General features: G+C 71.0%; 22 protein-coding genes. 11 read left to right on the top strand and 11 right to left on the bottom strand.

All coding sequences use genetic code 11. The features are described 5' to 3' along the window. Positions 1-8: 8 nt before the first annotated feature. A complete protein-coding gene (locus tag BDW27_RS05715; RefSeq protein ID WP_110048503.1) occupies positions 9-866 on the bottom strand; it encodes an NAD(P)H-binding protein in 858 nt (285 codons plus the stop codon). Positions 867-1023: 157 nt separating this feature from the next. Here BDW27_RS05715 and BDW27_RS05720 point away from each other — a divergent pair, with 157 nt between their 5' ends. From BDW27_RS05720 to BDW27_RS05740, 5 genes are all read left to right on the top strand, one after another. Beyond that, positions 1024-1623 (top strand): TetR/AcrR family transcriptional regulator, encoded by a 600-nt coding sequence (locus BDW27_RS05720; protein WP_110048504.1) that lies wholly within the window; start codon positions 1024-1026, stop codon positions 1621-1623. A gap of 429 nt (positions 1624-2052) precedes the next feature. After that, positions 2053-2988, top strand: a complete 936-nt coding sequence (locus tag BDW27_RS05725; protein ID WP_110048505.1) for a metal ABC transporter substrate-binding protein — start codon at positions 2053-2055, stop codon at positions 2986-2988. 31 nt (positions 2989-3019) lie between these two features. Continuing rightward, positions 3020-3766 (top strand): metal ABC transporter ATP-binding protein, encoded by a 747-nt coding sequence (locus BDW27_RS05730; protein WP_110048506.1) that lies wholly within the window; start codon positions 3020-3022, stop codon positions 3764-3766. Continuing rightward, positions 3754-4650: a metal ABC transporter permease gene (locus tag BDW27_RS05735; protein WP_110048507.1), complete on the top strand. Its 897-nt coding sequence runs from the start codon at positions 3754-3756 to the stop codon at positions 4648-4650. Before BDW27_RS05730 ends, BDW27_RS05735 begins: the two co-directional genes overlap by 13 nt. Before the next feature lie 68 nt (positions 4651-4718). Continuing rightward, entirely contained in the window at positions 4719-5141 is a 423-nt protein-coding gene (locus tag BDW27_RS05740; protein ID WP_017543349.1) for a hypothetical protein, read from the top strand. Between the two features lie 162 nt (positions 5142-5303). On the opposite strand, the gene BDW27_RS05745 is transcribed toward BDW27_RS05740, so the two are convergent. Further along, on the bottom strand, positions 5304-5648 hold the full coding sequence (locus tag BDW27_RS05745; protein WP_199560552.1) for a hypothetical protein: 345 nt from the start codon (positions 5646-5648) through the stop codon (positions 5304-5306). Between the two features lie 93 nt (positions 5649-5741). Beyond that, a complete protein-coding gene (locus BDW27_RS05750) occupies positions 5742-6551 on the bottom strand; it encodes a thioesterase family protein (protein ID WP_017543351.1) in 810 nt (269 codons plus the stop codon). Between the two features lie 488 nt (positions 6552-7039). On the opposite strand from BDW27_RS05750, the gene BDW27_RS05755 reads away from it, so the two are divergent. After that, on the top strand, positions 7040-8350 hold the full coding sequence (locus BDW27_RS05755) for a DUF2716 domain-containing protein (protein ID WP_233515652.1): 1311 nt from the start codon (positions 7040-7042) through the stop codon (positions 8348-8350). Between the two features lie 95 nt (positions 8351-8445). Here the strand turns inward: BDW27_RS05755 and BDW27_RS05760 are convergent, their stop codons facing one another. Both BDW27_RS05760 and BDW27_RS05765 read right to left on the bottom strand, forming a co-directional pair. After that, a complete protein-coding gene (locus tag BDW27_RS05760) occupies positions 8446-10707 on the bottom strand; it encodes a tetratricopeptide repeat protein (protein ID WP_110048509.1) in 2262 nt (753 codons plus the stop codon). Positions 10708-10723: 16 nt separating this feature from the next. Next, positions 10724-11227 carry a hypothetical protein gene (locus BDW27_RS05765; RefSeq protein ID WP_110048510.1) on the bottom strand — a complete coding sequence of 168 codons (504 nt, stop codon included), beginning with the start codon at positions 11225-11227 and terminating at the stop codon, positions 10724-10726. A 357-nt stretch (positions 11228-11584) separates the two neighbouring features. Here BDW27_RS05765 and BDW27_RS05770 point away from each other — a divergent pair, with 357 nt between their 5' ends. After that, positions 11585-12106, top strand: coding sequence for a GNAT family N-acetyltransferase (locus BDW27_RS05770; RefSeq protein WP_110048511.1), 522 nt, complete (start codon positions 11585-11587; stop codon positions 12104-12106). 51 nt (positions 12107-12157) lie between these two features. On the opposite strand, the gene BDW27_RS05775 is transcribed toward BDW27_RS05770, so the two are convergent. Then, a complete protein-coding gene (locus BDW27_RS05775; protein ID WP_110048795.1) occupies positions 12158-12568 on the bottom strand; it encodes a DUF2000 domain-containing protein in 411 nt (136 codons plus the stop codon). A gap of 110 nt (positions 12569-12678) precedes the next feature. On the opposite strand from BDW27_RS05775, the gene BDW27_RS05780 reads away from it, so the two are divergent. Further along, the gene (locus tag BDW27_RS05780) at positions 12679-13134 is read left to right on the top strand and encodes an Lrp/AsnC family transcriptional regulator (protein ID WP_017543357.1); all 456 of its coding nucleotides are present in this window, start codon (positions 12679-12681) and stop codon (positions 13132-13134) included. Between the two features lie 12 nt (positions 13135-13146). Here BDW27_RS05780 and BDW27_RS05785 read toward each other — a convergent pair whose 3' ends face one another. Together BDW27_RS05785 and BDW27_RS05790 are read right to left on the bottom strand one after the other, a co-directional pair. Next, a complete protein-coding gene (locus BDW27_RS05785) occupies positions 13147-14136 on the bottom strand; it encodes a GNAT family N-acetyltransferase (RefSeq protein WP_110048512.1) in 990 nt (329 codons plus the stop codon). Positions 14137-14205: 69 nt separating this feature from the next. After that, positions 14206-14694: a DUF1772 domain-containing protein gene (locus BDW27_RS05790; RefSeq protein ID WP_017543359.1), complete on the bottom strand. Its 489-nt coding sequence runs from the start codon at positions 14692-14694 to the stop codon at positions 14206-14208. A gap of 231 nt (positions 14695-14925) precedes the next feature. On the opposite strand from BDW27_RS05790, the gene BDW27_RS28060 reads away from it, so the two are divergent. Then, a complete protein-coding gene (locus BDW27_RS28060; protein ID WP_110048513.1) occupies positions 14926-16542 on the top strand; it encodes an OmpA family protein in 1617 nt (538 codons plus the stop codon). 230 nt (positions 16543-16772) lie between these two features. Here the strand turns inward: BDW27_RS28060 and BDW27_RS05800 are convergent, their stop codons facing one another. Further along, a complete protein-coding gene (locus BDW27_RS05800; protein WP_017543361.1) occupies positions 16773-17411 on the bottom strand; it encodes a DsbA family oxidoreductase in 639 nt (212 codons plus the stop codon). A gap of 240 nt (positions 17412-17651) precedes the next feature. Here BDW27_RS05800 and BDW27_RS05805 point away from each other — a divergent pair, with 240 nt between their 5' ends. After that, complete coding sequence (locus tag BDW27_RS05805) at positions 17652-18047, top strand: helix-turn-helix domain-containing protein (protein ID WP_110048514.1); 396 nt, start codon at positions 17652-17654, stop codon at positions 18045-18047. Between the two features lie 4 nt (positions 18048-18051). On the opposite strand, the gene BDW27_RS05810 is transcribed toward BDW27_RS05805, so the two are convergent. Further along, positions 18052-18528, bottom strand: coding sequence for a DUF6194 family protein (locus BDW27_RS05810; RefSeq protein WP_110048515.1), 477 nt, complete (start codon positions 18526-18528; stop codon positions 18052-18054). A gap of 414 nt (positions 18529-18942) precedes the next feature. Here BDW27_RS05810 and BDW27_RS05815 point away from each other — a divergent pair, with 414 nt between their 5' ends. After that, positions 18943-19572 (top strand): hypothetical protein, encoded by a 630-nt coding sequence (locus tag BDW27_RS05815; protein ID WP_110048516.1) that lies wholly within the window; start codon positions 18943-18945, stop codon positions 19570-19572. A gap of 3 nt (positions 19573-19575) precedes the next feature. On the opposite strand, the gene BDW27_RS05820 is transcribed toward BDW27_RS05815, so the two are convergent. Then, a complete protein-coding gene (locus BDW27_RS05820) occupies positions 19576-20469 on the bottom strand; it encodes an ADP-ribosylglycohydrolase family protein (RefSeq protein WP_110048517.1) in 894 nt (297 codons plus the stop codon). Positions 20470-20601 lie beyond the last annotated feature (132 nt).

The following is a 20601-nucleotide window of genomic DNA, read 5'->3' on the forward strand; positions in this document are numbered from 1 at the left end:
CGATCCCCTCACGCTGCGATCTGCTCGGCGAGTCGGTCGGCCACGCCCCGGGGTTCACGGCCGAGGAGTTCGGCCAGCAGCGGGTCCTGTTGCGCGAAGTACCCCTCGCGGGTCGCGCGGAACATGGTGAGCATGAAGCGGGCCGCCTGCTCCGGAACACCGTTCGCCGTCTGGTCGGCGACCCACTGTTCGTCGTCCACGACGACGCGTTCGACGGAACGGCTGCTGAGTCCGGAGGCGATCGCCGCGAAGTCCTCGAGAGTGACGGCCTCTCCGGCGATCAGCGTGACGGCCCCGTCGAAGGAGCGCTCACCGGAGAGAACGACCGCCGTGGCCTCGGCCAGGTCGGCCGGGGAGGTCCACGGGACGGGTCCGTCCGCCGGAGCCGCGATCACCCCGGTCTCCCGCCACGGCCCGAGCATGGAGGCGAAGCTGTGGGCGAAGAAGCCGTACCGCAGGGAGGTCCATGCGACCCCGGAATCGGCGAGGATCGCCTCGGTGGCGGCGTGAACGGCCGCCGGAGGGTAGGGGCCGTCGGTCGCGGCGCCCTGCTGGCTGGTGTACAGGATCCTCCGGGCACCGGCCGCGACGGCGGCCCCGATCGCGTTGCGGTGCAGACCCACCATGTCGGCCGTCGGGTCGTTCCCGGACACCAGGAGCACCTGGTCGGCACCGGCGAAGGAGTCCCGCAGGGCGGCCGGGTCCTCGTAGGAGCCCTGACGCACGCGCACGCCGCGGTCCGCGAAGTGCTGGGCCCTGGAGACGTCGCGCGCGCTGACACCGACCCGGTCGGCTGGCAGGCGCTTGAGGAGGTGTTCGACGGTGGCCCCGTTGAGGGTGCCGGTGGCGCCGGTGACGACGATCATGCTGGTGACCTTTCCCTGTGTGCCCGCACTGGATGTGGTCCGGAGGCACCGTTCACATAAGTTGACCAGTGGGGTCAGTTTCGCTTTGACAACGACGCTAGATAACCTGACCCATGGAGTCAAGTTATGGTCGGAGCAGCGGCGAGAGGTGGGAACCATGAGCGGTGCGACACCCGGGAAACCCCGACTGCGCGCCGATGCCCAGCGCAACGCCGAGCAGATCCGCCGCGCCGCGATCGGCGCCTTCCAGGGTCGGGGCCTGACGGTGCCGCTGGAAGAGGTGGCCAGGGCGGCGGGGGTGAGCAAGGCGACGATCTTCAACCGGTTCGGCGGCCGGATCGGACTCATCGAAGCCGTCATCGAAGAGGTCGTCGCGCACGAGCTCCACGCCGTCATCGACCGCGCTCGGGCACTCGACGGCGCGGGGGAGCGGATCACTTACTACGTCACCGCGATCCGCGACCTCCAGTACCGCCAGCCCACCGCCAATGACGTCCTCCTACAGGAGTACCCCCACTCCCAGCAGCTCATGGACATCTGCCGGGCCGCGGACGAGATCTACGACGAACTCGTCTGCGCAGGTCACGCCGCCGGAATCCTGAGGCCGGAGTTCACGACGGATGACCTCCACGCACTCATCGTCGACACCGCGCTCGCACTCAAACACGGCGCCCGCCCGCCCCGCGACGCGTACGACCGCCGCACCACCTTCCTCCTCGACGGGATCCGCGAGCGCCAGGGGCCTTCCGCCGATTGAGGGCGGACGAGCCGCGGAGCGATGGCGTCGGCTCGACGAACCGGGAACCATCCGCCCCTCCTCACCCAAGCCGATTTCGGCCACACGGTCCGGCCCGCCAGGCCTCCGGCGCGGGTGGCTGCTGATCCGGCGATCGGCGAACCACCACCGGCTGGTGTTCCTCTGCCCTCCGCGTGCGGGGCCGCCCCCGACCCCGCGCCCCTCGAAAGCGTTGAGCCCCCCACCTCGGGGCGCCGGAACCTCACGCCCGAGGCGCGGGAACGCCGCGTCGAACCGAGCGGCCCCACGGACACCTCGCTCCGGATCGTTCGTGGACCGGGCTCGATCAGCCCCCATCCCATCCGTCGCACCGGGGACGACTGACGACTTCGACGATCTACGGCAAGCTCCCCGATGCGCAGTTTGACCCGCTTGTGGTAAAAGTTAGGCGTGCCGAACTTTAGAGATGGGTTCTCTTCAAACACCTGGTCCACCGTGATCCCCGGGGTCACACTGGCCCTGGCTCTCAGCGCCTGTTCCACCACCGCCGGAACCGACCGCGACGACGACCGCCTCGTCGTCCTGACCACCTTCACCGTCATCGCCGACATGGCCGAGAACGTCGCCTCCGACCGCGTCCAGGTCGCCTCCCTCACCCGCCCCGGCGCGGAGATCCACGGCTACGAACCCACCCCCGACGACCTCGTACGCGGCCAGGACGCCGACCTCATCCTGGAAAACGGCCTGGGCCTGGAGGCCTGGTTCCAGCAGTTCACCGAACGCGTGGACGCCCCCACCGCCGTACTGAGCGAGGGCATCGAGACCATCCCCGTCTCCTCGGGCGGCTACGAGGGCGAACCCAACCCGCACGCCTGGATGTCCCCCGACAACGCCCTGGTCTACGTCGACAACATCCGTGACGCCCTCACCGAACTCGACCCCGGGGGAGAGGCGGTCTACGCTGAGGCGGCCGAGTCCTACAAGGAGGAGATCGCCGAGGTCGGCACCTACCTGGAGACCGAACTCGCCGAGGTCCCCGAGTCCTCCCGAGCCCTGGTCACCTGCGAGGGAGCCTTCTCCTACCTCGCCCGCGACGCCGGACTCGCCGAGCAGTACCTGTGGCCCGTCAACGCCGAACGCGAGGGCACCCCCCAACAGATCGCCGCCGTCTCCGAGTTCGTCCGCGACAACGACGTGCCCACCGTGTTCTGTGAGAGCACGGTCAACGACAGCGCCCAACGCTCGGTGATCCGCGAAACCGGCGCCGCCATGGGTCAGACCCTCTACGTCGACTCGCTCTCCGAGTCCGACGGCCCCGTGCCCACCTACCTCGACCTGCTCCGCCACGACGCGGAGGCCATCGTCGCCGGCCTGGCCGGCGAGTGAGGAAGGAGACCGCCATGAGGGAGGAGAACCGGTGACCGCCGCCATCGAGGTGACCGGAGCCACCGTGCGCTACGGCGACGTCCTCGCCCTGGACGACGTCCACCTGTCCGTGGAGTCCGGCCGGGTGTGCGGACTGCTCGGCATGAACGGCTCCGGCAAGTCCACCCTGTTCAAGGCCGTGCTCGGCCTGGTCCCCGTCGACCACGGGCGGGTCCGTCTCCTGGGCATGGGCAACACCGCCGCCCGCCGCAAGGGCCTGGTCGGTTACGTCCCCCAGTCCGAGCAGGTGGACTGGGCCTTCCCCGTTCGGGTTCGGGACGTGGTCATGATGGGCCGCTACGGACACATGGGCCGCAGACGCCGCCCCCGGGCCGCCGACCGCGAGGCCGTGGACCACGCGCTGGCCCGCACCGACCTCACAAACCTGGCCGACCGTCAGATCGGCGCGCTCTCCGGAGGCCAGCGCAAACGCGCCTTCGTCGCACGCGCCATCGCCCAGGACGCCGACGTGCTGCTCCTGGACGAACCCTTCGCGGGCGTGGACAAACGCTCCGAGGCCACCATCACCGACCTGCTCCTGCAACTGCGTCAGACCGGGCACACCCTGCTGGTGTCCACCCACGACCTGGCCCAGGTTCCGGCCCTGTGCGACGAGGCGGTCCTGCTCCAACAGCGCGTGATCGCGCACGGTCCACCCGAGAAGGTCCTGCGACCGGACGTGCTCCTCGAGGCGTTCGGCATCCACCCCAGTGAGGAGCGACGTTCATGGACGTCCTGATCGCGCTCGTGGAGTGGTTCACGGTGCCGATGCGGTTCGAGTTCGTGCAGCGGGCGCTGCTGGTGAGTGTCGTGGCGGGCGTGGTCTGCGCGGTGCTCTCCTGCTGGATGACACTGGTGGGCTGGTCGCTGATGGGCGACGCGGTCTCGCACGCGGTCCTGCCCGGAGTGGTGCTCTCCTACATGTTCGGCATGCCCTTCGCGCTGGGCGCCCTGGTGTTCGGCGGCGGTTCGGTGGCGCTGATCGGGGTGGTCAACCGCACCTCACGGGTGAAGGAGGACGCCGTGATCGGCGTGGTCTTCACCGCCATGTTCGCCCTGGGCCTGGTGATGATCTCGCGGGTGCCCAGCCAGACCGACCTCAGCCACATCCTGTTCGGCAACGTGCTCGGGGTCTCCGACTCCGACATCCTCCAGGTGCTGGTCCTGGCCGCCGTGGTTCTGGTCGTGGTCTGGTACAAGCACCGCGACCTGACCATGTACGCCTTCGACCCGGTGCACGCCCACGCCATCGGCGTCAACCCGCGCCTGCTGGAGACCCTGCTGCTGGGTCTGCTGTCGGTGACGGTGGTGGTGGCGCTCCAGGCGGTGGGGATCATCCTGGTCGTGGCCATGGTGATCATCCCCGGTGCCACGGCCTACCTGCTCACCGACCGCTTCGAGCGGATGCTGCTGATCTCGGCGGCCGTGGCTGTGGCCGCCGCCGTGGTGGGCGTGTTCACCAGCTTTCACCTGAACGTGTCCACCGGCGGCTGCATCGTGCTGGCCCAGGCGATCGCGTTCACCCTGGCCTACCTGTTCTCCCCCCGACAGGGACTCGTGTGGAAGGGGCGTGCGGTCCGCGCGCTTCGGACTCGCGGCCGCGGAACCGGCGTCCTCGGCTGACCAGGCGATGAACAATCTGTTTTGAACATTATGTTGACAACCTTTAGTTGTCAACGCATAGTGATGGCATGGAGAACCCACAGGACACCTTCACCCGACCCGACCCCGAGCAGGCCCGACGCAAGCGCGTTCACGAGGCCCTCTTCCGCATCACCGAACGCCACGCCACCGGTGAGGATCGCCTCCGCTGGGACCGGACGCGCATGCCGATGTCCCCGCACGAGGCCATCCGCCGCGTCAGTGACCTGGCCTCCGGCAGCGCCCTCCCTGATGAGGGCGCCCCTGCCGTGGACCAGGACGACCTGACCGCGGCGTTGACCCTGGTGCCGTGGGCCCGGGCCGAGTTCGACCAGCTGGAGTCGGGACTGCTCACCATGTCCAAGGGGCGGGGCATGACCTGGCAGGAGATCGCCTTCGGTCTGGGGCTGGGCACCGCCCAGGCCGCCCGGCAGCGCCAGGAGCGCCTCACCCGTCGTACCGAGGAGGCGTAGGGAGCCGTAGCGGGCAAGCGCTGTTCCTGCTCACCTCGTGCGGTGGCGGGGGACAGGGAGAGCCTTCGTCGAGCGGGTCCCGGGCCCGCTTCGGCGTGGGCGATGCGACGGGAAGGCGCCTGCGGTTCGCGGACCGCGTCCATGTCCGACAGGTACGAGTCGTCAGGTCAGGCCGACCACGGTCCACGGGCCCGGGGGCTCCTCCGTCACCACCACGGGTCCGGGGGAGAGTTCGTGCTTGGCAACGCGTCGGCTGTCATCGGCGAACCCCTGGTCCACTTCCCAGAGGACCTCACCGGTCTCCCCCTCGAGGCCGATCGCGAGCATTCCCTGCTCGTGCGGGTCCACGGAGTCGTCTTCGAAGCTGCCGTCATTGTGGGCCGCGATGACCACCACGGTTTCCCCGGCACTGAGCACGTTCTCGACCGTGACACCGGCGCTGCCCTCGGGCGCGGGCGGCTCATAGGCCCAGACCCGCTCGCCTCCGAGCAGGGAGAAGGCCTCCACCGAACCGCCCTCCTGCGCGGGGTCCGTGACCGTCAGGAGGCGCTTCCCGCTGCGAAAAGCCCCGCGACGAAGGGGAGGTCGCGGGGCGGGAAATCACAGGAGCATGGCGAGCTGGCGCGCCTGGGCCACCAGGGTGCCCTCACTGTCCCAGATCTCCATGTCCTCCTCGTGGAGGCCGTTGGAGACGTGCTTGGTGGAGACCCGGCAGGCCAGCCATCCCGGAGCGGGCCGGGCGCGCACGTGGGCGGTCAGCTCCACGGTGATCGTGCTGAACTCGCCGATGTCCAGCACGGCGGGAACGGCGAAGTCGACCATGGCGGGCAGCGAGTGCGCGTCGGCATCGCGGCCGTCGGCGAAACGCATCCAGAAGTCGGTCCGGGGCTGGCCGTCCTTCTTCCCGTCCAGCCACCCCGGACGCTCGGGGTAGCGGTAGTCGATGCGGTGGGCGATCGTGATGCCCTCCGGCCTGCCCGCGAACTCCGGGGGCACGTAGCAGTCCTCGGGGGCGGGCAGCTCCGGCGGCCCGTCCAGGTGCAGCTCACGACCCTCCGCGGTGAGGTCGCCGTAGGTGGCGGTGGCGCGCAGGATCTCCTTGCCGCCCTGTTCGGCGACGACGGCGCCGGTGGCCGTGCGGCGCCCCTCACGGATGGTCTCGGTGCGCAGAACGGCCTGGCCCGGGGCGGCGGGACGCAGGTAGAAGGCGGAGACCACGAGGGGGTCGGGCTGGGTGAGGGTCTGGCTCAGGGCGTTGAGGGCCGTCCCCAGGACGTAACCGCCGTTGGGGTGCGAGGTGAAGGTGGTCCAGCCGTCGGTGAGGGTGGCTGTGAACTCGCCGTCGGCACGCTTGTCGACCCGGGTGTCCTGGTCGTACTCGTAGCCCTCGGCGGGGTGGTCAAGGCTCATGATGCAATGTTACCGAGCGGTAGAACCCCTGGCCACACCTGGACCGAACAGGATTCGGTTCTGTGGGCGAGGCCACTCGCGACAGGACCCGCGATCCGCCTGCCCCTGAACGCCGCGTTGTCACCGCGAACAAACGTTACCCGCCACCACACACGGGAGCGGAGCACATCGTGGGCCGCACCGCCAGCATCGGCTGATCTGGTGCCCTCAGGAGGCCGCAGCCATGGCCGTGCGTCGCCGGGACCCGACCAGCGGAGGCCGCGGGGAAGGCACGGGCACGCGGGGCGTCCCTCCTCGAGGGCGTCTCCCGTCACGAGATCCAGAGAGCTTCGGTGGGTGTGACCGCGAGGTTACGGACCACCCCCGACAATCGGACACCGCCACCCCGGCTTCCGGCTCCCGGCAGTCCCCTTCTGGTGGAGGACCCCGGCCCCGGCACTGGCAGAATGGGCCGCCCTCCCGCCCCCTCACCCCTCCTGGCTGTCACCTTGCACGAGCTTCGCCATGCCTACGACACCCACCTGCGCGGCCACCTCCCCTCCCCGTCCCAGACCGGGGCGGTGCACCTGCGGGACCCGTACCTGGACGGCGCCCGCCTCGTCCGCACCCACTACGGCACCCACGGCGTCGTCGACCACGGACCGCTGCCGACCCGCACCGATCTCCCCGCCCTCGTCGCCCGCCAGAGGGACCGGTTCGACGCGCACTCCGAACCCGCGCAATGGCTGACCCACGCCCACGACCCACCCGCACTGGCCGAAGCGCTCGACGCGGCCGGGTTCACACCGGGCCCCGAGCGCTCCGTCCTGGTCGCCGAACTCGACGACCTCCCCACCACCCAGCCCCCGCCGGACGAAAGGCTCCGCGAGAACGACCGGGTGTCCGCCCGGGCCGTGCGTCGCCTGGCCGCCGGCTCCGGACCGCACCGGCGCCCCCTGGCCGAACACGAGGCGGACGGCTCCGCCTTCGAGAACCGGACTCTCACCCTGGTCAACGGGGCCCACGTGCGCGCCGCCAGCTGGGCCACCCTGCGCACCGGAACCCCCTTCGTCGTCCTGGAGGGCATGACCGCGCCCCGCCCCGAGTTCCTCGGGGAGTGGGCCCGCCACGCCAGCTCCGGCCGCGTCCTGCCCCTGTGGTGGGTGTGGACCCAGGCCGAGTCCCGCCTCATGTCCGCCGAGGTCGACCCCGCGGCCCAGCCCGACCTGCTCGAACTACTCCTGGCATCGGGGTTTCACCAGGTCACCACCGTGCGTACCCACACCTGGACCCCGGACGGGACCCCCGCCGCGACCCGACCGGTCACCGAGCTCAACGACGACCCCGAACACGACGACCTCTGGGACCGGTTCACCAACCGCTTCTTCTTCGCCCCCAGCGCCACGGTCTTCCCCGGCATCGTCGAGCCCACCCCCTCGGTGACCTGGTCGGTCCGCGCCGTCGCCGGAGATCCCGAACGCCTCGCCGAGCTGAACCGGGTCATGCGGCGCGCCCTCGCCGCCAGCGTCCCGGAGGGCGAACACCTCTACTCCCTGGACTGGCAGCACGTCGGACGCCGGTACGACCCGCGCCGGGTCGGGGGCGAGGAGCAGCCGCGTCACCCGGCGCACACGGTTCCCGACGGCGACTACTACATCAACCTCGCCAGGGACCTGCGCCTGGGGACCTTCGGCCATCCCTGGGAGCACGGTGAGGGGACGCTGTGCGTGTTCGGCCAGGAGCTGCTGACTGAGTCGGAGGGCGATCTCCACCGGTTGCTGGGCCCACCGCTGCGGCGTGACGGGCAGTGGGCCGACTGACCCCGGTCCGGGGCGCGCGGCGGTGCGTGTCCGAAACCGTGTTCGGTGCCCTGGCGCCTCGCACACCCGCGGGCGGCAGCTGACCATCGCCACGTTCAGGGAGTGGGGGACCCCGCCGAGCCTCCCCCAGGGGTGGGGGAGCTCCGGGCCCTGGCCAGCGCTCCGGCGGCCCGGCCCCTTCGGAAGGGGTCGTTGTTCTCCCCGAGGAGCTTGACCGCGCGTTCCAGGTGCGGGATCGCCTTCGGCGGATCGCCCGCCGCCACCCAGGTCAGCCCGAGTTCGTAGCGGGTGAGCCCCTCCTGGTGCGGGTCCCGCTCCTGGCAGTGGAACTCGACAGCCGTGTCCAGCACGGCCAGCGCCTCGTTCGTTCGCCCGAGTTCCCGCAGGCAGACGCTCACCCCCATCTCCGCTCTGACCGCCTCGCGGGTGTCTCCCAACCCCTGGAACATGGTCCGGGCTCGTTCGTGGGCCTCCATCGCCTCCGTGAAACGCCCCTCCTGGCTCAATACCGCGCCCAGGTTGACCCACACCCTGGCTTCGCGGTGGGTGTCGCCCAGCTGGCGGAAGAAGTCCTGGGCCCGCTGGTGGGCGTCGACAGCCTCGGCGAACCGGCCGACCTCACGCAGCGTCGCCCCGAGGTTGTTCCACGCGATGGCCTCCCGGTGCACGTCGTCCAACCCGGCGAACATGACCTGCGCTCCCCGAAGGGCCTCCAGGGCTTCGGGGAAACGCCGTTCGTCGCCCAACGCGGCCCCAAGGCTGCTCCATGACACCGCCTCGCCGTGATCGTCGAACAGCTCAGCGAAGAGGGATCGGGCACGTTCGTGGGCGTCGATGGCTGCCCCGAACCGACGCGTCTCACGCAGCACGGCTCCCAGGTTGTTCCAGGAGATGGCCTCCCGATCCCTGTTCCCGCTTCGCTGCGCGGCTCTGAGCGCGATCCGGTGCACGTCCTCCAGGTCGGAGAGGTCCCGACGCCGTTTGAGATACGTGTTGAGGAAGACCGGCAGTTCTGTCTCGGTCCGTGTCTCACCGAGCCTGTGTGCCACGTGCACGGTGTCGATCAGAACCGCGCGTTCCGCGTCAAGCCACCGTGTGGCCGCCCGACGGTCCGCGAAGGTCTCCGGGGTCTGCTGGCCCGGCAACGCCACGAAATTGAGACGGGCGTCGTCGGCCATGGATGAGTAGTGGTCGAACAGCCGCCGCCGGGCGTGGACGAACCGGTCCGCAGCGTCGTCTCCCGCGCTCAGGGAGGCAGCGTAGTCCGCGGTCAGGTCGTGCATCTGCCACCGGCCCGCTTTCCCCGACACCAGATGCGCGGCGGACAGGGTACGCAGGCGTTCCAGAACCTCGGTCTCCTGGACTCCGGCCAGGACGGCCGCGGCCGCAGTCGAGATGTCCGGTCCGGGAGCCAACCCCAACAGGGCCAACAGTTCTGCGGCCTCCGGCGCCAACCGCGCACGGGACTGTTCGAAGACCGTGTGCAGGCTGCGGGAGTCGTCCCTCAACCTGCGCACCCGTGCCTCGGATCCCTCAAGGGTGTCCGCCAGTTCGCTGGCGGTCATGTCCGGGGCCGCTCCCAGGACGGCGGCGCAGATGCGCAGCGCCAGCGGCAATCCGGAGCAGGCCTTCGCCACCCTGGCCAGGGCCGCGGCCTCTTCGATTCGTGGATCGTCCGGGTCTCCGACCCGCAGCGCCTCCACAAGGACCCGGACGGCACGGGTGTCGGAGAGGTGGTCGATGGCGATCCGCCGCCAGCCGTGTGAGGTGAGGCGGTCGCGTGAGGTCGCCAGCAGGCGGTGCCTCGCCAGGCCGGGGACGAGGGGAGCGACCTGACCGGCCTCGGAGGCGTTGTCGGCCACCACCAGGATCGGGCCACCCAACTCCAGGGACCGCTCCTCCAGAGCGGAGCGGTAGAGCCCGCGCCTGGCGTCGGGGGCGTCCGGCCACCGCTCCGTGGACACCTCCAGGCTGCGCAGGAAGGACTCCACCGCCCGATCACCGTCGACCGGCGTGGAGTAGCCGTGCAGGTCCACGAAGAGCGCTCCGGCGAACCACCCGCGACGGATCGCCTCGTGCCCGGCAGCCAGGGCCAGTTGGGTCTTGCCGACCCCGCCCATGCCCTGGGAGACCACCACTCCCGGAACGCCGTCGGCCCCGGGGTCGAGCACCGCCAGGACCCGCTCCAGTTCCGCGCCCCGGCTGGTGAACCCCGCCTCCAGGGCAGGCAGTGTGACCAGGGTCTGGGCCGCTCCCCGGGCGAGGCCGACACCGTAGTTGTTCTGGACACCGATGGTGTCGCGCCCGGACCGGGATCCGTGGATGGCCGCGCGACTCAGCGGGCCGCCACTCTCCAAGGGGATTCCTGCCTGTTCACGCGTCCCCGTGCCCTCGGCTCTCGCCCCGTCGGTCGCCGTGGTTGTTCTGTGTACCGATCACGTCGCGGCCAGCCCGGTTGCCGCTCATGTCGACGTGGTCGCCGTCGTAGCGGGTCTCGTCGCGGTGCACGCCTCCGTGGATGGTGCCCGCCTGGATGAGCACCCCGCCGTGCACGTCGCGGGCGATGTTGGTGACGCCTCCGGCCGCGGACGGAGCCACCTCGTCCAGGAGTTCGCGCAGTTCGGCGGCGGCTGCGGGGTCCTCACGCAGCAGCCGGCGCAGCTGGGTCCGCCAGGTCTGCTCGACCTCCTCCGCCGACACCGTCTCCCCGCCACCGGCGTCCAGTTCACGGCGGGTCTCCGCCACCTCGTCCAGGGCCCTGCGCCGCTTGGCCTCGTCGCCCTTGAACACCCGGGTGATCCAGCCCTGGACCACCGTCCATCCGCCCTTGACCATCTCCTGGGTCAGGACCTTGGCGCCTTCCTCGAACAGCTCCACCGTTCCGGCTCTCCCTACCGTCGCACCGCCTGGGTCACCGGGCCCGCCGAACGCCGCGAAGCCCTGTGGGTTAGACACCCTAGCCATCGGAACGGTTCCACGCAGGACCCTCGGAGGCCTTCCAAGACCCCCGGTCCACCGCCCGCTTCGCACCCGCGAACGCTCTCATCACGGGGAACACCCGCCCCCCTGCTAGCGTTGGACCCCGCGACGCCGAGAGTCGGCCGCCCGGACCCACAGAGGTGAACTGATGACTGTCACGACCAGCGCCGCCGCGAGCGACGCCCCCAGCACCTCCGACCAGCGGGTCCCGGCCTGACCACACGACGGGACCCCCGAAAACAAAGGTCCTCAACGTTGTCCCACCCCACCCGCGCCTGGTCCACCCGACCCGAGACCAGCGCCGACGTCACCGCGATCCACGCGATCAACAGCGCCGCGTTCGAAAGACCGGCCGAAGCCGACCTGGTCGACGCCCTGCGCGCGGACACCTCCGCGTGGATCGACGGCCTGTCCTTCGTCACCGAGGCAGAAGACGGCACCCTGGTCGGGTACGCCCTGTTCACCCGCTGCCACGTCGACGGCCACCCGGCCCTGGCGCTGGCTCCGTGCTCGGTGCTGCCCGAGTTCCAGGGCACCGGCGCCGGTTCGGCCGCCATCCGCGCCGGTCTGGAGTCGGCCCGCGCCCTGGGCGAGAACCTCGTCCTGGTCCTGGGTCACGCCGACTTCTACCCGAGGTTCGGTTTCACCCCGGCCTCCGGGTTCGGCGTGCGCGCTCCGTTCGAGGTTCCCGACGAGGCCATGATGGCCCTGTCGCTGGATCCCTCGCGTGCGACCCCGCGCGGCACCATCCGGTACCCGGACGCCTTCGGCGTGTGATCCACGCGCAGCGCCCCCGTCACGGGACTCCGTGGCGGGGGCGCTGCCCGTTCAGCCGGCCAGGGGCAGCCCCCCGGTCAGCTTGTTGACGTCCTTCCTGGGTCCGAACACCGCCAACCCCACGTACTCCATGTCCGCCGGTTCGGTCCGCGCGAGCCGCTCCAGGTAGTCCTCGTAGGTGCGGGAGCGCCGGGCCACCTCGTTGAAGCCCACCACTGTCAGGTCCCGCTCGTCCGCCAGCGCCTTGATGCGGCGCAACTCCTGGTCGGAGGCGGCCAGGGTCGGTACCGGGTGCGGATTGATCCCGGCGTGCGCGTGGCCGCCCGCGTCCTTGCCGTCGGCCCCCAGCGAGTTCTCCAACCGTGCTCCCAACGCCAGCCCGAGCACCGCGCTGGCGTTGGCGGCCACCGCGAACTCCAGGTCCGAGCGCAGGACGACGACCAGCTTGGTGGACATGCTCATGTACTGCTCCCCGTTCATCTGTCGTGTCGACAACGCTGAAACTAGCTATGGAAACAGTGCCCGGGGGCGATTCCCGAACACTATTCGGCGGCGGGCCTAGACTTCCCCGCATGGACGAACTTGATTCGGCGATCGTGCGGGAACTCCAACAGGACGCTCGGCAGACCAACCGGGCCCTGGCTCACAAGCTCGGGGTGGCGCCCTCCACCTGCCTGGAACGCGTGCGGCTGCTCCACCAGCGCGGGGTGATCCGCGGCTACCACGCGGACATCGACCCGGCGGCGCTCAACCGCAGGGTGGAGGCGTTCGTGTCCGTGGAGCTGCGCCCGCCCAGCCGTCGGGCGATCGAGGGCTTCAAGACGGCGATGTTCGCCCTGTCCGAGGTCCTCGCGGTGTACGTGGTGGCGGGGGAGCAGGACTTTCTGGTGCACGTGTCCGTGCCCGACCTGGACGCCCTGCACAGCTTCCTCATCGATCGGCTCACCGAACGCCGCGAGGTGGCCTCCTTCCGCAGCCAGGTCATCTACGACAGCGCCCGCAAGCACGTCAGTGACCCTTTGGGCTGACCCCGCGGGCCGTCAGCGCGGGTCCAGTCCCTCCTCCACCAGCAGCCGCTCACTGACCCTCTGGTAACCCAGGGAGCGGTTGACCGCGAGCATCGCCCGGTTCTCCTGGTTGATGGTCACCGCCACCGCCTCCACGTGCGGGAACAGGTCGTGCACCCGCAGCGCCTGGGTCGCCTTGACCCGGCTGGCCAGCCCCCTGCGCCGGTGCGTGGGCAGCACCGCCGTGTCGTGCTGCTCGGCCACCACACCCCGCGTCACCGTGCTCACCGTGGCCGCGACCACCTGGTCCGACATACGGTCCAGGGCCGCGCCCACCACCAGCCGCGAACCGTCCAAGGTCATCTGACGCTCCCACTCGCGGACCCTGGGCACGTCCCAGGCGTGCGCCTCCCCCTGGAGTGCGGCCCCGGGAGCGTCCAGCAGGTGGGCCATGACCCGCCCGAAGGAGGCGGCCATGTGGTCGGGCGCCGGCCCCTCCCAGTGGGTGAGCCGGTACCCGCGCGCGGGCGTGGCGGCCAGGCTCCAGCAGCGGCGCAGCGTGGGTTCGTCCAGGTACTGCTTCTGGAGCTCCAACCGCAGCAGGGTGCGCAGGTAGGGGCTCGCGCGCGCGAAGGACTCGCCGGGTTCCCCGGCCAGCACGGTGCTCTGGAGGCGGTCCATCCCCTGGGCGCGGGCCTCCTCCACCACGGCCTCACGCAGCCGGCGGCCGGTGCCCCGGCGCCGCACGTGGTCGGCGACGAACAGGCGCAGGAACCCGATGCGCGCGTCGTGGTGCTGGTGGCGCAGCTCGGCCACACCGTGGATGGGGTGCCCCGGGGTGATCCGGGCCGCCCAACGCCAGGCCCGGCCCGCGCGCCCGGCGCGCAGACGGGTGGCCAGTTCCTCCGCCGGTGCCGCGCTGCCCGACAGCGCGGACTGCCCGTCGGTGTACACCGAACTCCAGGCGGCGAGGTCGGCCGTCGGGGTCGCGGCGGGGTCGAAGGTCTCAATGTGCGGACTCACCCCGTCACCGTTTCACACCAGGGGTCGCCACGGCCCGCAACGCACTGGCCGGAGGGCCGCGGAGACGGTTCAGGCGGGAAGAAGGGCCATGACCGAGCAGACCAGCGCCGCCACCGAGGCCAGGGAACGCACGTTGTTCCACCGCACCCACCCCGGCTCGAAGGCGGCCCGCACCGCCGCCGGGTCGCGCAGGCGCTCGGCCGTACCGGCCTGGTCCAAGGAGTTGTTGCGGGGCACGTTCACGGCGAAGGTGACCACCACCGCCGCCAGGAGCAGGGCCAGACCGGCCCCCGACCAGACCAGGGGCCTCAGGGAACCGGAGGAGGCGTACAGCGCCGTCGACCCCAGCGCCGCCACCGGCGCCCCCACGAAGACCACCGCGAACAGCGGGTTCAGGATGGCCGTGTTGATGCCCTGCATCGACTCGATCATCGCGCGGTCGCCAGCGCGGGCCAGCCCCGGCATGACCGCCATCGAGAAGGACAGGAACAGACCCGCGAACAGGCCGGTCAGCACGGCGGCCAGCACCGGCACCGCCCCGAACACCATCTCCGACATGGGAACGTGCCCGCCCTTCCTCGTCCGTGCCGCCCACGGGTCACGTGACGCCTCCATCCAAGCACTCCTGGGCGTTCGGGGCCACGGAGGCAGGGCCCCGCTCCCCGCTTCCGCGCACACCCGTAAACGAGCTCCCGCAACCAGAAGGCCCCGCGGCGCGTCTGACCGGCTGACCAATCATCCCGGCACCCCGGCCGGAGCACGGCACCACCATGAGGGAGTCCCCCGACCATGTCCCAACGAGCCCTAGGCGTGACCGGTGTGGTCATCGCCCTGAGCCTGGCCCTCAGCTCCTGCGGCCTGGTCCGCGACCTCACCGGCGAGGGAGGCGAGGGGGAGACCGCCGCCTCCGAGGAGGCCGCCGAGCAGGTGACCGCCGAGGACGTCGAACTCCCCTTCGTGCGCCAGGGCCGCATGTTCGTCGAGGGCGGCAACGACGTCGCCGTGGAGATCACCGTCGAGGCCCTGGAGCACGACGGCGAATACCTGATGATCGACTTCAGCCGCACCATCCTGGAGACCATCACCGGCGAGGAGATCTCCTACGCGGGCGCCCCCGTCCGCCTGGTCGACCCGGTCTCCGGCGAGGTCCTGCTCCCCGTCACCGACGAGGAGCACGGCGAACCCTACGGCAGCTACTTCATCGAGGGCAGCGACCTCGTCCCCATCCACGAACACCTGGCCGCGCCCATCCGCCGGTACTTCCCCGCCCCCAGCGAGGACGTGGAGTTCCTGACCCTGACCGGAATGACCGCCGGGCACGTGCCCGGCGTCCCCGTCAGCTACGTCGACGAGTTCACCCAGCTCCCCGAACCCGACGTGCACGACTACATCGACCCCGAGACCTGGGTGATCAACGGGGACCTGCCCGAGGACGAGATCGTCTACCCCGAGACCGCGCCGGAGCCCGGACTGAACACCGCCGAGTTCGTCCAGTCCATGGAGAGCTTCGTGGACAGCTCCACCGCCTCCACCACCCGCGCCGGCGACGAGGAGACCATCGCCCTGCACGCGGACAACATGTTCGCGTTCGACGAGTCCGACCCCACCGACGAGGCCGTGGACACCATCAGGGAGGCCGCCCAGTCCCTGCGCGAGAACCTCGGCGAGGACGTGGAGGTCACCGTCGTCGGCCACACCGACGGCAAGGGATCGGACGACTACAACCAGACCCTGTCCGAGGAGCGCGCCGAGGCCGTGCGCGCTCTGCTGGAGGAGGAACTGGGGTCGGACTTCACGCTGACCACCGAGGGCCGGGGCAGTGGGGAACTGCTCGCTCAGGAGGGCGGGGACGACGACGAGGAGGCCCGCGCCCGCAACCGCCGCGTCGAGTTCTCCTACGAGGTCCCCATGGCCGACAACGGCACCGAGGAGGGCGGCGGCCTGGAGGCGGCCAAGCGCCACGTCGGTCCTCCGGCGCCCTACTTCGAGGAACTGGACCCCTTCACCACGGTCGCCCACGAGGACCTGGACCTGAACGTCTACCCGATGGTGCGCGACGGCGCCTACCTGTTCCAGATGGTGGGCTTCCAGAACTCCACCCTGTCGGACCTGGAGGCCGACCTGGAGGGCGACGAGGCGTTCCTGCCCGGCAGTCCCCAGCAGTACACCGAGGGCACCATGGGCGGTTTCCGCCTGGAGGAACCCGACACCGGCGTGATCCGCTACGTGATCCGCATCCGCACGGGGGAGGGCGTGTACGAGGACTTCGCCGACGAGATCCTCACCCTGTCCCCGGGCGAGGAGTACATGGCCCTGGCGGTCTTCCCCGCCCCGAGCCCGGACGTGGCGGAGATGACCCTGTACGCGGGTGCCTTCGGCGAGATCCCCGGAGTCCCGATCCAGTAGCCCGTCCACGCACCGCGCCGCGGCCCCGCCCTCCTCACCGGGGGAGCGGGGCCGCGGCGTGGACGGGCCACCGGGACCCCGGGGCCGCGGCGTCCGGCACCCACCGCACGGGGGTCGGTCGCCACCGCCACGACCACCGGATCCTTCGGGTGAACCCTCACCTCCGCCCTCCTCCCGTGCCCTCGGCAGGGGTGAGACGACCTGACCCGACAGGGGATTCGGCCGCAGAGTCAGGCCCCTTGGGCGTAGGCCTTCTCCAGTGCCGAGGTGAACACCTCCAGCGGCTGCGCGCCCGAGACACCGAAGGCACGGTCCATCACGAAGAACGGCACCCCGGTGGCGCCCAGGGCACGCGCGGTACGGATGTCGTCCTCGACCTCGGCGGTGTAGGCGTCTCCGGTCAGCACGGTGCGGGCCTCACCGGCGTCCAGGCCGATCTCCACGGCCAGCTCCACCAGGGTCCGCACCTCGCCCAGGTCACGGGCCTCCACGAGCTGGGCCCGCATCAGTCGCTCGTGGGCCTGGCCGCCCAGGCCCCGTTCCCTGGCCAGGTGGGTGAGCCGGTGGGCGTCGAAGGTGTTGACCATGACCGCACTGTCGAACTCGTAGTGCAGCCCCTCCTGCGCGGCGATCTCCCTGACCTGCGCCGTCATCGCACGGACCTGGTCGGGGGTGGAGTTCGTCTTCGCCGCAAGGGAGTCCAGGACCGGCTCGCTCACCCCACGGGGGAAGCCGGGGTCGAGCTGGAAGCTGCGCCAGACGACCTCGACCTCGTCGGCGTGCTCGAACCCCTCCAGGGCCCGCTCCAGGCGCCGCTTGCCGATGTAGCACCACGGGCACACGATGTCGGACCACACTTCGATCTGCACGGACGTTCCCCTCACAAGCAGTTTCCGTCCGAGCACGCGGGCGCGTCCTCGGACCCCAACGTCACCAGTCCGCCGACCACGGGCAGGGGCGTGTGGCCCTCATCCTGCTCCGGCACCGGCTCGGGCGTGCTCCGCGTCCGCGTGTCGCTCACACCCACCACCCCTCACATACTTCTTGTGCGTAACCTACTGATCAGTGAGTATGCAGGTAGGGCAGGCCGACCTCAAGAAGGAACTTTCATGTCCGCGACGAACACCGGTGTTCCCCTGACCGAACGCGACCTCACCAAGGGCCCCGAGGACTGCCCCGTCCGCGAGGTCCTGGACCGGGTCGGTGACAAGTGGAGCGTGCTCGTCATCGTCATGCTCGGCCAGCGCACGCACCGCTACAGCGAACTGCACCGCGCCATCGACGGGATCAGCCAGCGCATGCTGACCCTGACCCTGCGCGCCCTGGTCCGTGACGGCCTGGTGGAGCGCACCGCGCACGCCAGCGTCCCGCCGCGCGTGGACTACACGCTGACCCGGCTCGGACACACCCTGCTGGAGCCCCTCACCGCCCTGGACCGCTGGGCCAACGATCACCGCGATGACGTGCGCGCGGCACGGGAGCGCCACGACCGTGAGAACGGCTGACCCCTCAGCCTCTGGGACGGTGCCGGGCGGCGGCCCGGTCCCTGGCCAGCACCAGCAGTTCACGGATGCGTTCCCCGGTACGCGGACCCGGATTGAGCACCGAAACCCACCCCTGGGCGGCGTAGGCCGGATGGGGGAGCAGCCGGTCCAGCTCGGTGAAGTCGATCCCGACCCGGTGTTCGGCGTGCGCGGCGGGGGCGTGGCCCACCACCTCCTCGAACAGCGCACGCCCCACCGCGGCGTTGACCCGGAACACCCCGGGCCGGTCCAGGTCGGAGTCGGCGTCGAAGCCCGGATAGTCCCTGGTCACCACGGTCGCGAACGGCGTGAAGCCGTCGCGTTCGCGCGCCCGGCCGTCCGGGTCGTACAGGAAGAAGGAGTCGCCCCAGGCGATCTCGGGCGCCCCGCTCTCCCGGCTCGCGGTCATCACGTCGACCTCGCCCAGTCCGTCCACGAACCGGATGACCTCGTCCTGGTCCATCACGCCCCCTCACAGAGTCAGGGCGGCCCCGCGCCACCCACCTTCAAGTGTGTCATTTAAGTCCTTTTTGAGACTTTCCCTAGCGAAGTCACACCAAAGAGGCCACCCCTGGCCGCCAACCCTCAAACCCTCGGGGAGTCATCGCCCGCCCCCTGGCCACCCGTCGGCATCACAAGCGCCGGGCCCCACGCCGTGGCCACCCGCGCTCGGACACGCGGCCCCTCCAGCACGAGCGCGACCGCGTCGCCACCACCACGCCCACCTCGGCCCACACCCTGCCGCACGCCACCATCGACGCCACACTCGGCGAGGACGCCCCCGCCCCCGACGCCTGAGGCCACGGATCAGACAGGCCACGCCCAAAACCGCACCAAGGGCATGGGGACCCCAGGTCAGGCGTGGGACACTCACCGCATGGCCGCACCGAACCCCGGCCCCCGCCGGCGCCGAACCCACGTGGACCCACGGGAGCTGCGCCCCTCCCGTGCCTGGTTCTGGGTGGGCGGCACACTCCTCGCACTGTCCGTGGTCGCGGGCGCCGTCCTGGTCACCCTCCTGTTCGTGCGGGCCGTGGCCCTGCCCGAGTTCGCCGCGAGCACCCAGGGCTCCCAGAGCGCCACCTTCACCGTCCAAAGCACCCAGGGCGATCAGGGATGGCTCCTGTACGGCTCACCCCGGGGCGTGGACCACACCGCCTGCACCCTGACCGACCCGGACGGAGGCCACCCCGTCTTCGCCTACCCCACCTTCAACCACCAGGTGGAGGAGAAGAACCGGTCCTGGGCGATGATCGGCACGGCCACCCTGACCCAACCGGGGGAGTACGCCCTCACCTGCCAGGGCACCGACGACGTCCGCTTCGGGATCGCCCCCGACGCCCAGGCCACCGGCACCCTCGTGACCGGCCACTTCGGAACGCTGGGATCGCTACTGCTCCTGCCCGCGCTGGGCGTCTCAGCGGGGCTGGCACTGATCGTCGTCACCGCCGTGCGCCGCCAACGCCACCGCGAACGCCTCCTGTACCCGCCCCGACAGCGCCCCTGACGCTCAGCCCAACGCCCACGCGGGCAGGGGCTCGGTGCGCTCCACCCACTCACGCGGCAGCGCACCGGCGGGCAGCCCCGCCCCGAGCGCACCCGCCACGATCGCGCACGTGGTGTCCATGTCCCCGCCCGGCGCCACCGCCGCCCACAGCGCCGACGCCAACCCCGACCTGTACCGGGCCGTCACCCACAACGCGAACGGCACCGTGTCCAGGGCACTGACCCGGGACCCGTTGCCCAGCTCACGGGCCACACCGATCGAATCGGTGGTGATCAACAGCGCACGGGCGTCCCGCACCGCCTCACGCACCCGCCCCTGGGGCAGGCGCTCCACCACCCGGTCCAGGAACGGGCCCGCGCCCAACAGCTCGTGCCGCGCCACCAGGGCCGCCGCCAACGCCACCGCCACGGCCCCGTCCACCGCCTCGGGGTGGGTGTGGGTCACACGCGCGCTCACCTCGGCCTGGGCGGCCACCTCGTCCAGATCCTCGGCGTACCAGGCGCCCAGCGGCGCCACCCGCATCGCCGCCCCGTTACCGAAGGACCCCGCCCCCTCGAACAACTCCGAGGCCAGCGACCGCCAGTCACCGCCCTCCCGGACCAGCCGCAGCATCCGACCCGTGGCCGGACCGTACCCCCGGTCGAAGTCGTGGTGATGGGCGAAGGAGGACGCCAACCGGTCAGCGTCCACCCCGACGCCGCGCCGCACCTCGGCGTAGACCGACGCCGCCATCTCGGTGTCGTCGGTCCACTGCCAGGGACCGGGAGGCAGCTCCCGGTCGACCAGGCGGGAACGGTTGTCGGGAACGAAGAACTGGGAGCCGAAGGCGTCACCCACGGCGAGCGCGGACAGGGAGGCCAGAGCGCGCACCGGGCGCGCGACGTCGATGGTGTGCATAGCACCTTCCATCCTGACCACCCCGGCGCCACCTGTCCACGCCCCACCCGGGCCGGGGTTCCGGCATGGCCACAACCGGCAAGGCGGGTGCCGGGGCGACCTCTCCAGGGAAGACCACGGGTGGACCCCGAC

Source organism: Nocardiopsis sp. L17-MgMaSL7, assembly GCF_003182025.1.
Taxonomy (GTDB): domain Bacteria; phylum Actinomycetota; class Actinomycetes; order Streptosporangiales; family Streptosporangiaceae; genus Nocardiopsis; species Nocardiopsis prasina.

Excerpts from the sequence above, each read along its gene's own strand:
- BDW27_RS05715 (WP_110048503.1), bottom strand. The coding sequence starts at position 866 with ATGATCGTCGTCACCGGCGCCACCGGCACCCTCAACGGGGCCACCGTC.
- BDW27_RS05735 (WP_110048507.1), top strand. The coding sequence starts at position 3,754 with ATGGACGTCCTGATCGCGCTCGTGGAGTGGTTCACGGTGCCGATGCGG.
- BDW27_RS28060 (WP_110048513.1), top strand. The coding sequence starts at position 14,926 with ATGTCCCAACGAGCCCTAGGCGTGACCGGTGTGGTCATCGCCCTGAGC.
- BDW27_RS05820 (WP_110048517.1), bottom strand. The coding sequence starts at position 20,469 with ATGCACACCATCGACGTCGCGCGCCCGGTGCGCGCTCTGGCCTCCCTG.
- BDW27_RS05775 (WP_110048795.1), bottom strand. The coding sequence starts at position 12,568 with ATGAGCATGTCCACCAAGCTGGTCGTCGTCCTGCGCTCGGACCTGGAG.
- BDW27_RS05780 (WP_017543357.1), top strand. The coding sequence starts at position 12,679 with ATGGACGAACTTGATTCGGCGATCGTGCGGGAACTCCAACAGGACGCT.
- BDW27_RS05815 (WP_110048516.1), top strand. The coding sequence starts at position 18,943 with ATGGCCGCACCGAACCCCGGCCCCCGCCGGCGCCGAACCCACGTGGAC.
- BDW27_RS05720 (WP_110048504.1), top strand. The coding sequence starts at position 1,024 with ATGAGCGGTGCGACACCCGGGAAACCCCGACTGCGCGCCGATGCCCAG.
- BDW27_RS05810 (WP_110048515.1), bottom strand. The coding sequence starts at position 18,528 with ATGGACCAGGACGAGGTCATCCGGTTCGTGGACGGACTGGGCGAGGTC.
- BDW27_RS05740 (WP_017543349.1), top strand. The coding sequence starts at position 4,719 with ATGGAGAACCCACAGGACACCTTCACCCGACCCGACCCCGAGCAGGCC.
- BDW27_RS05750 (WP_017543351.1), bottom strand. The coding sequence starts at position 6,551 with ATGAGCCTTGACCACCCCGCCGAGGGCTACGAGTACGACCAGGACACC.
- BDW27_RS05790 (WP_017543359.1), bottom strand. The coding sequence starts at position 14,694 with ATGTCGGAGATGGTGTTCGGGGCGGTGCCGGTGCTGGCCGCCGTGCTG.
- BDW27_RS05805 (WP_110048514.1), top strand. The coding sequence starts at position 17,652 with ATGTCCGCGACGAACACCGGTGTTCCCCTGACCGAACGCGACCTCACC.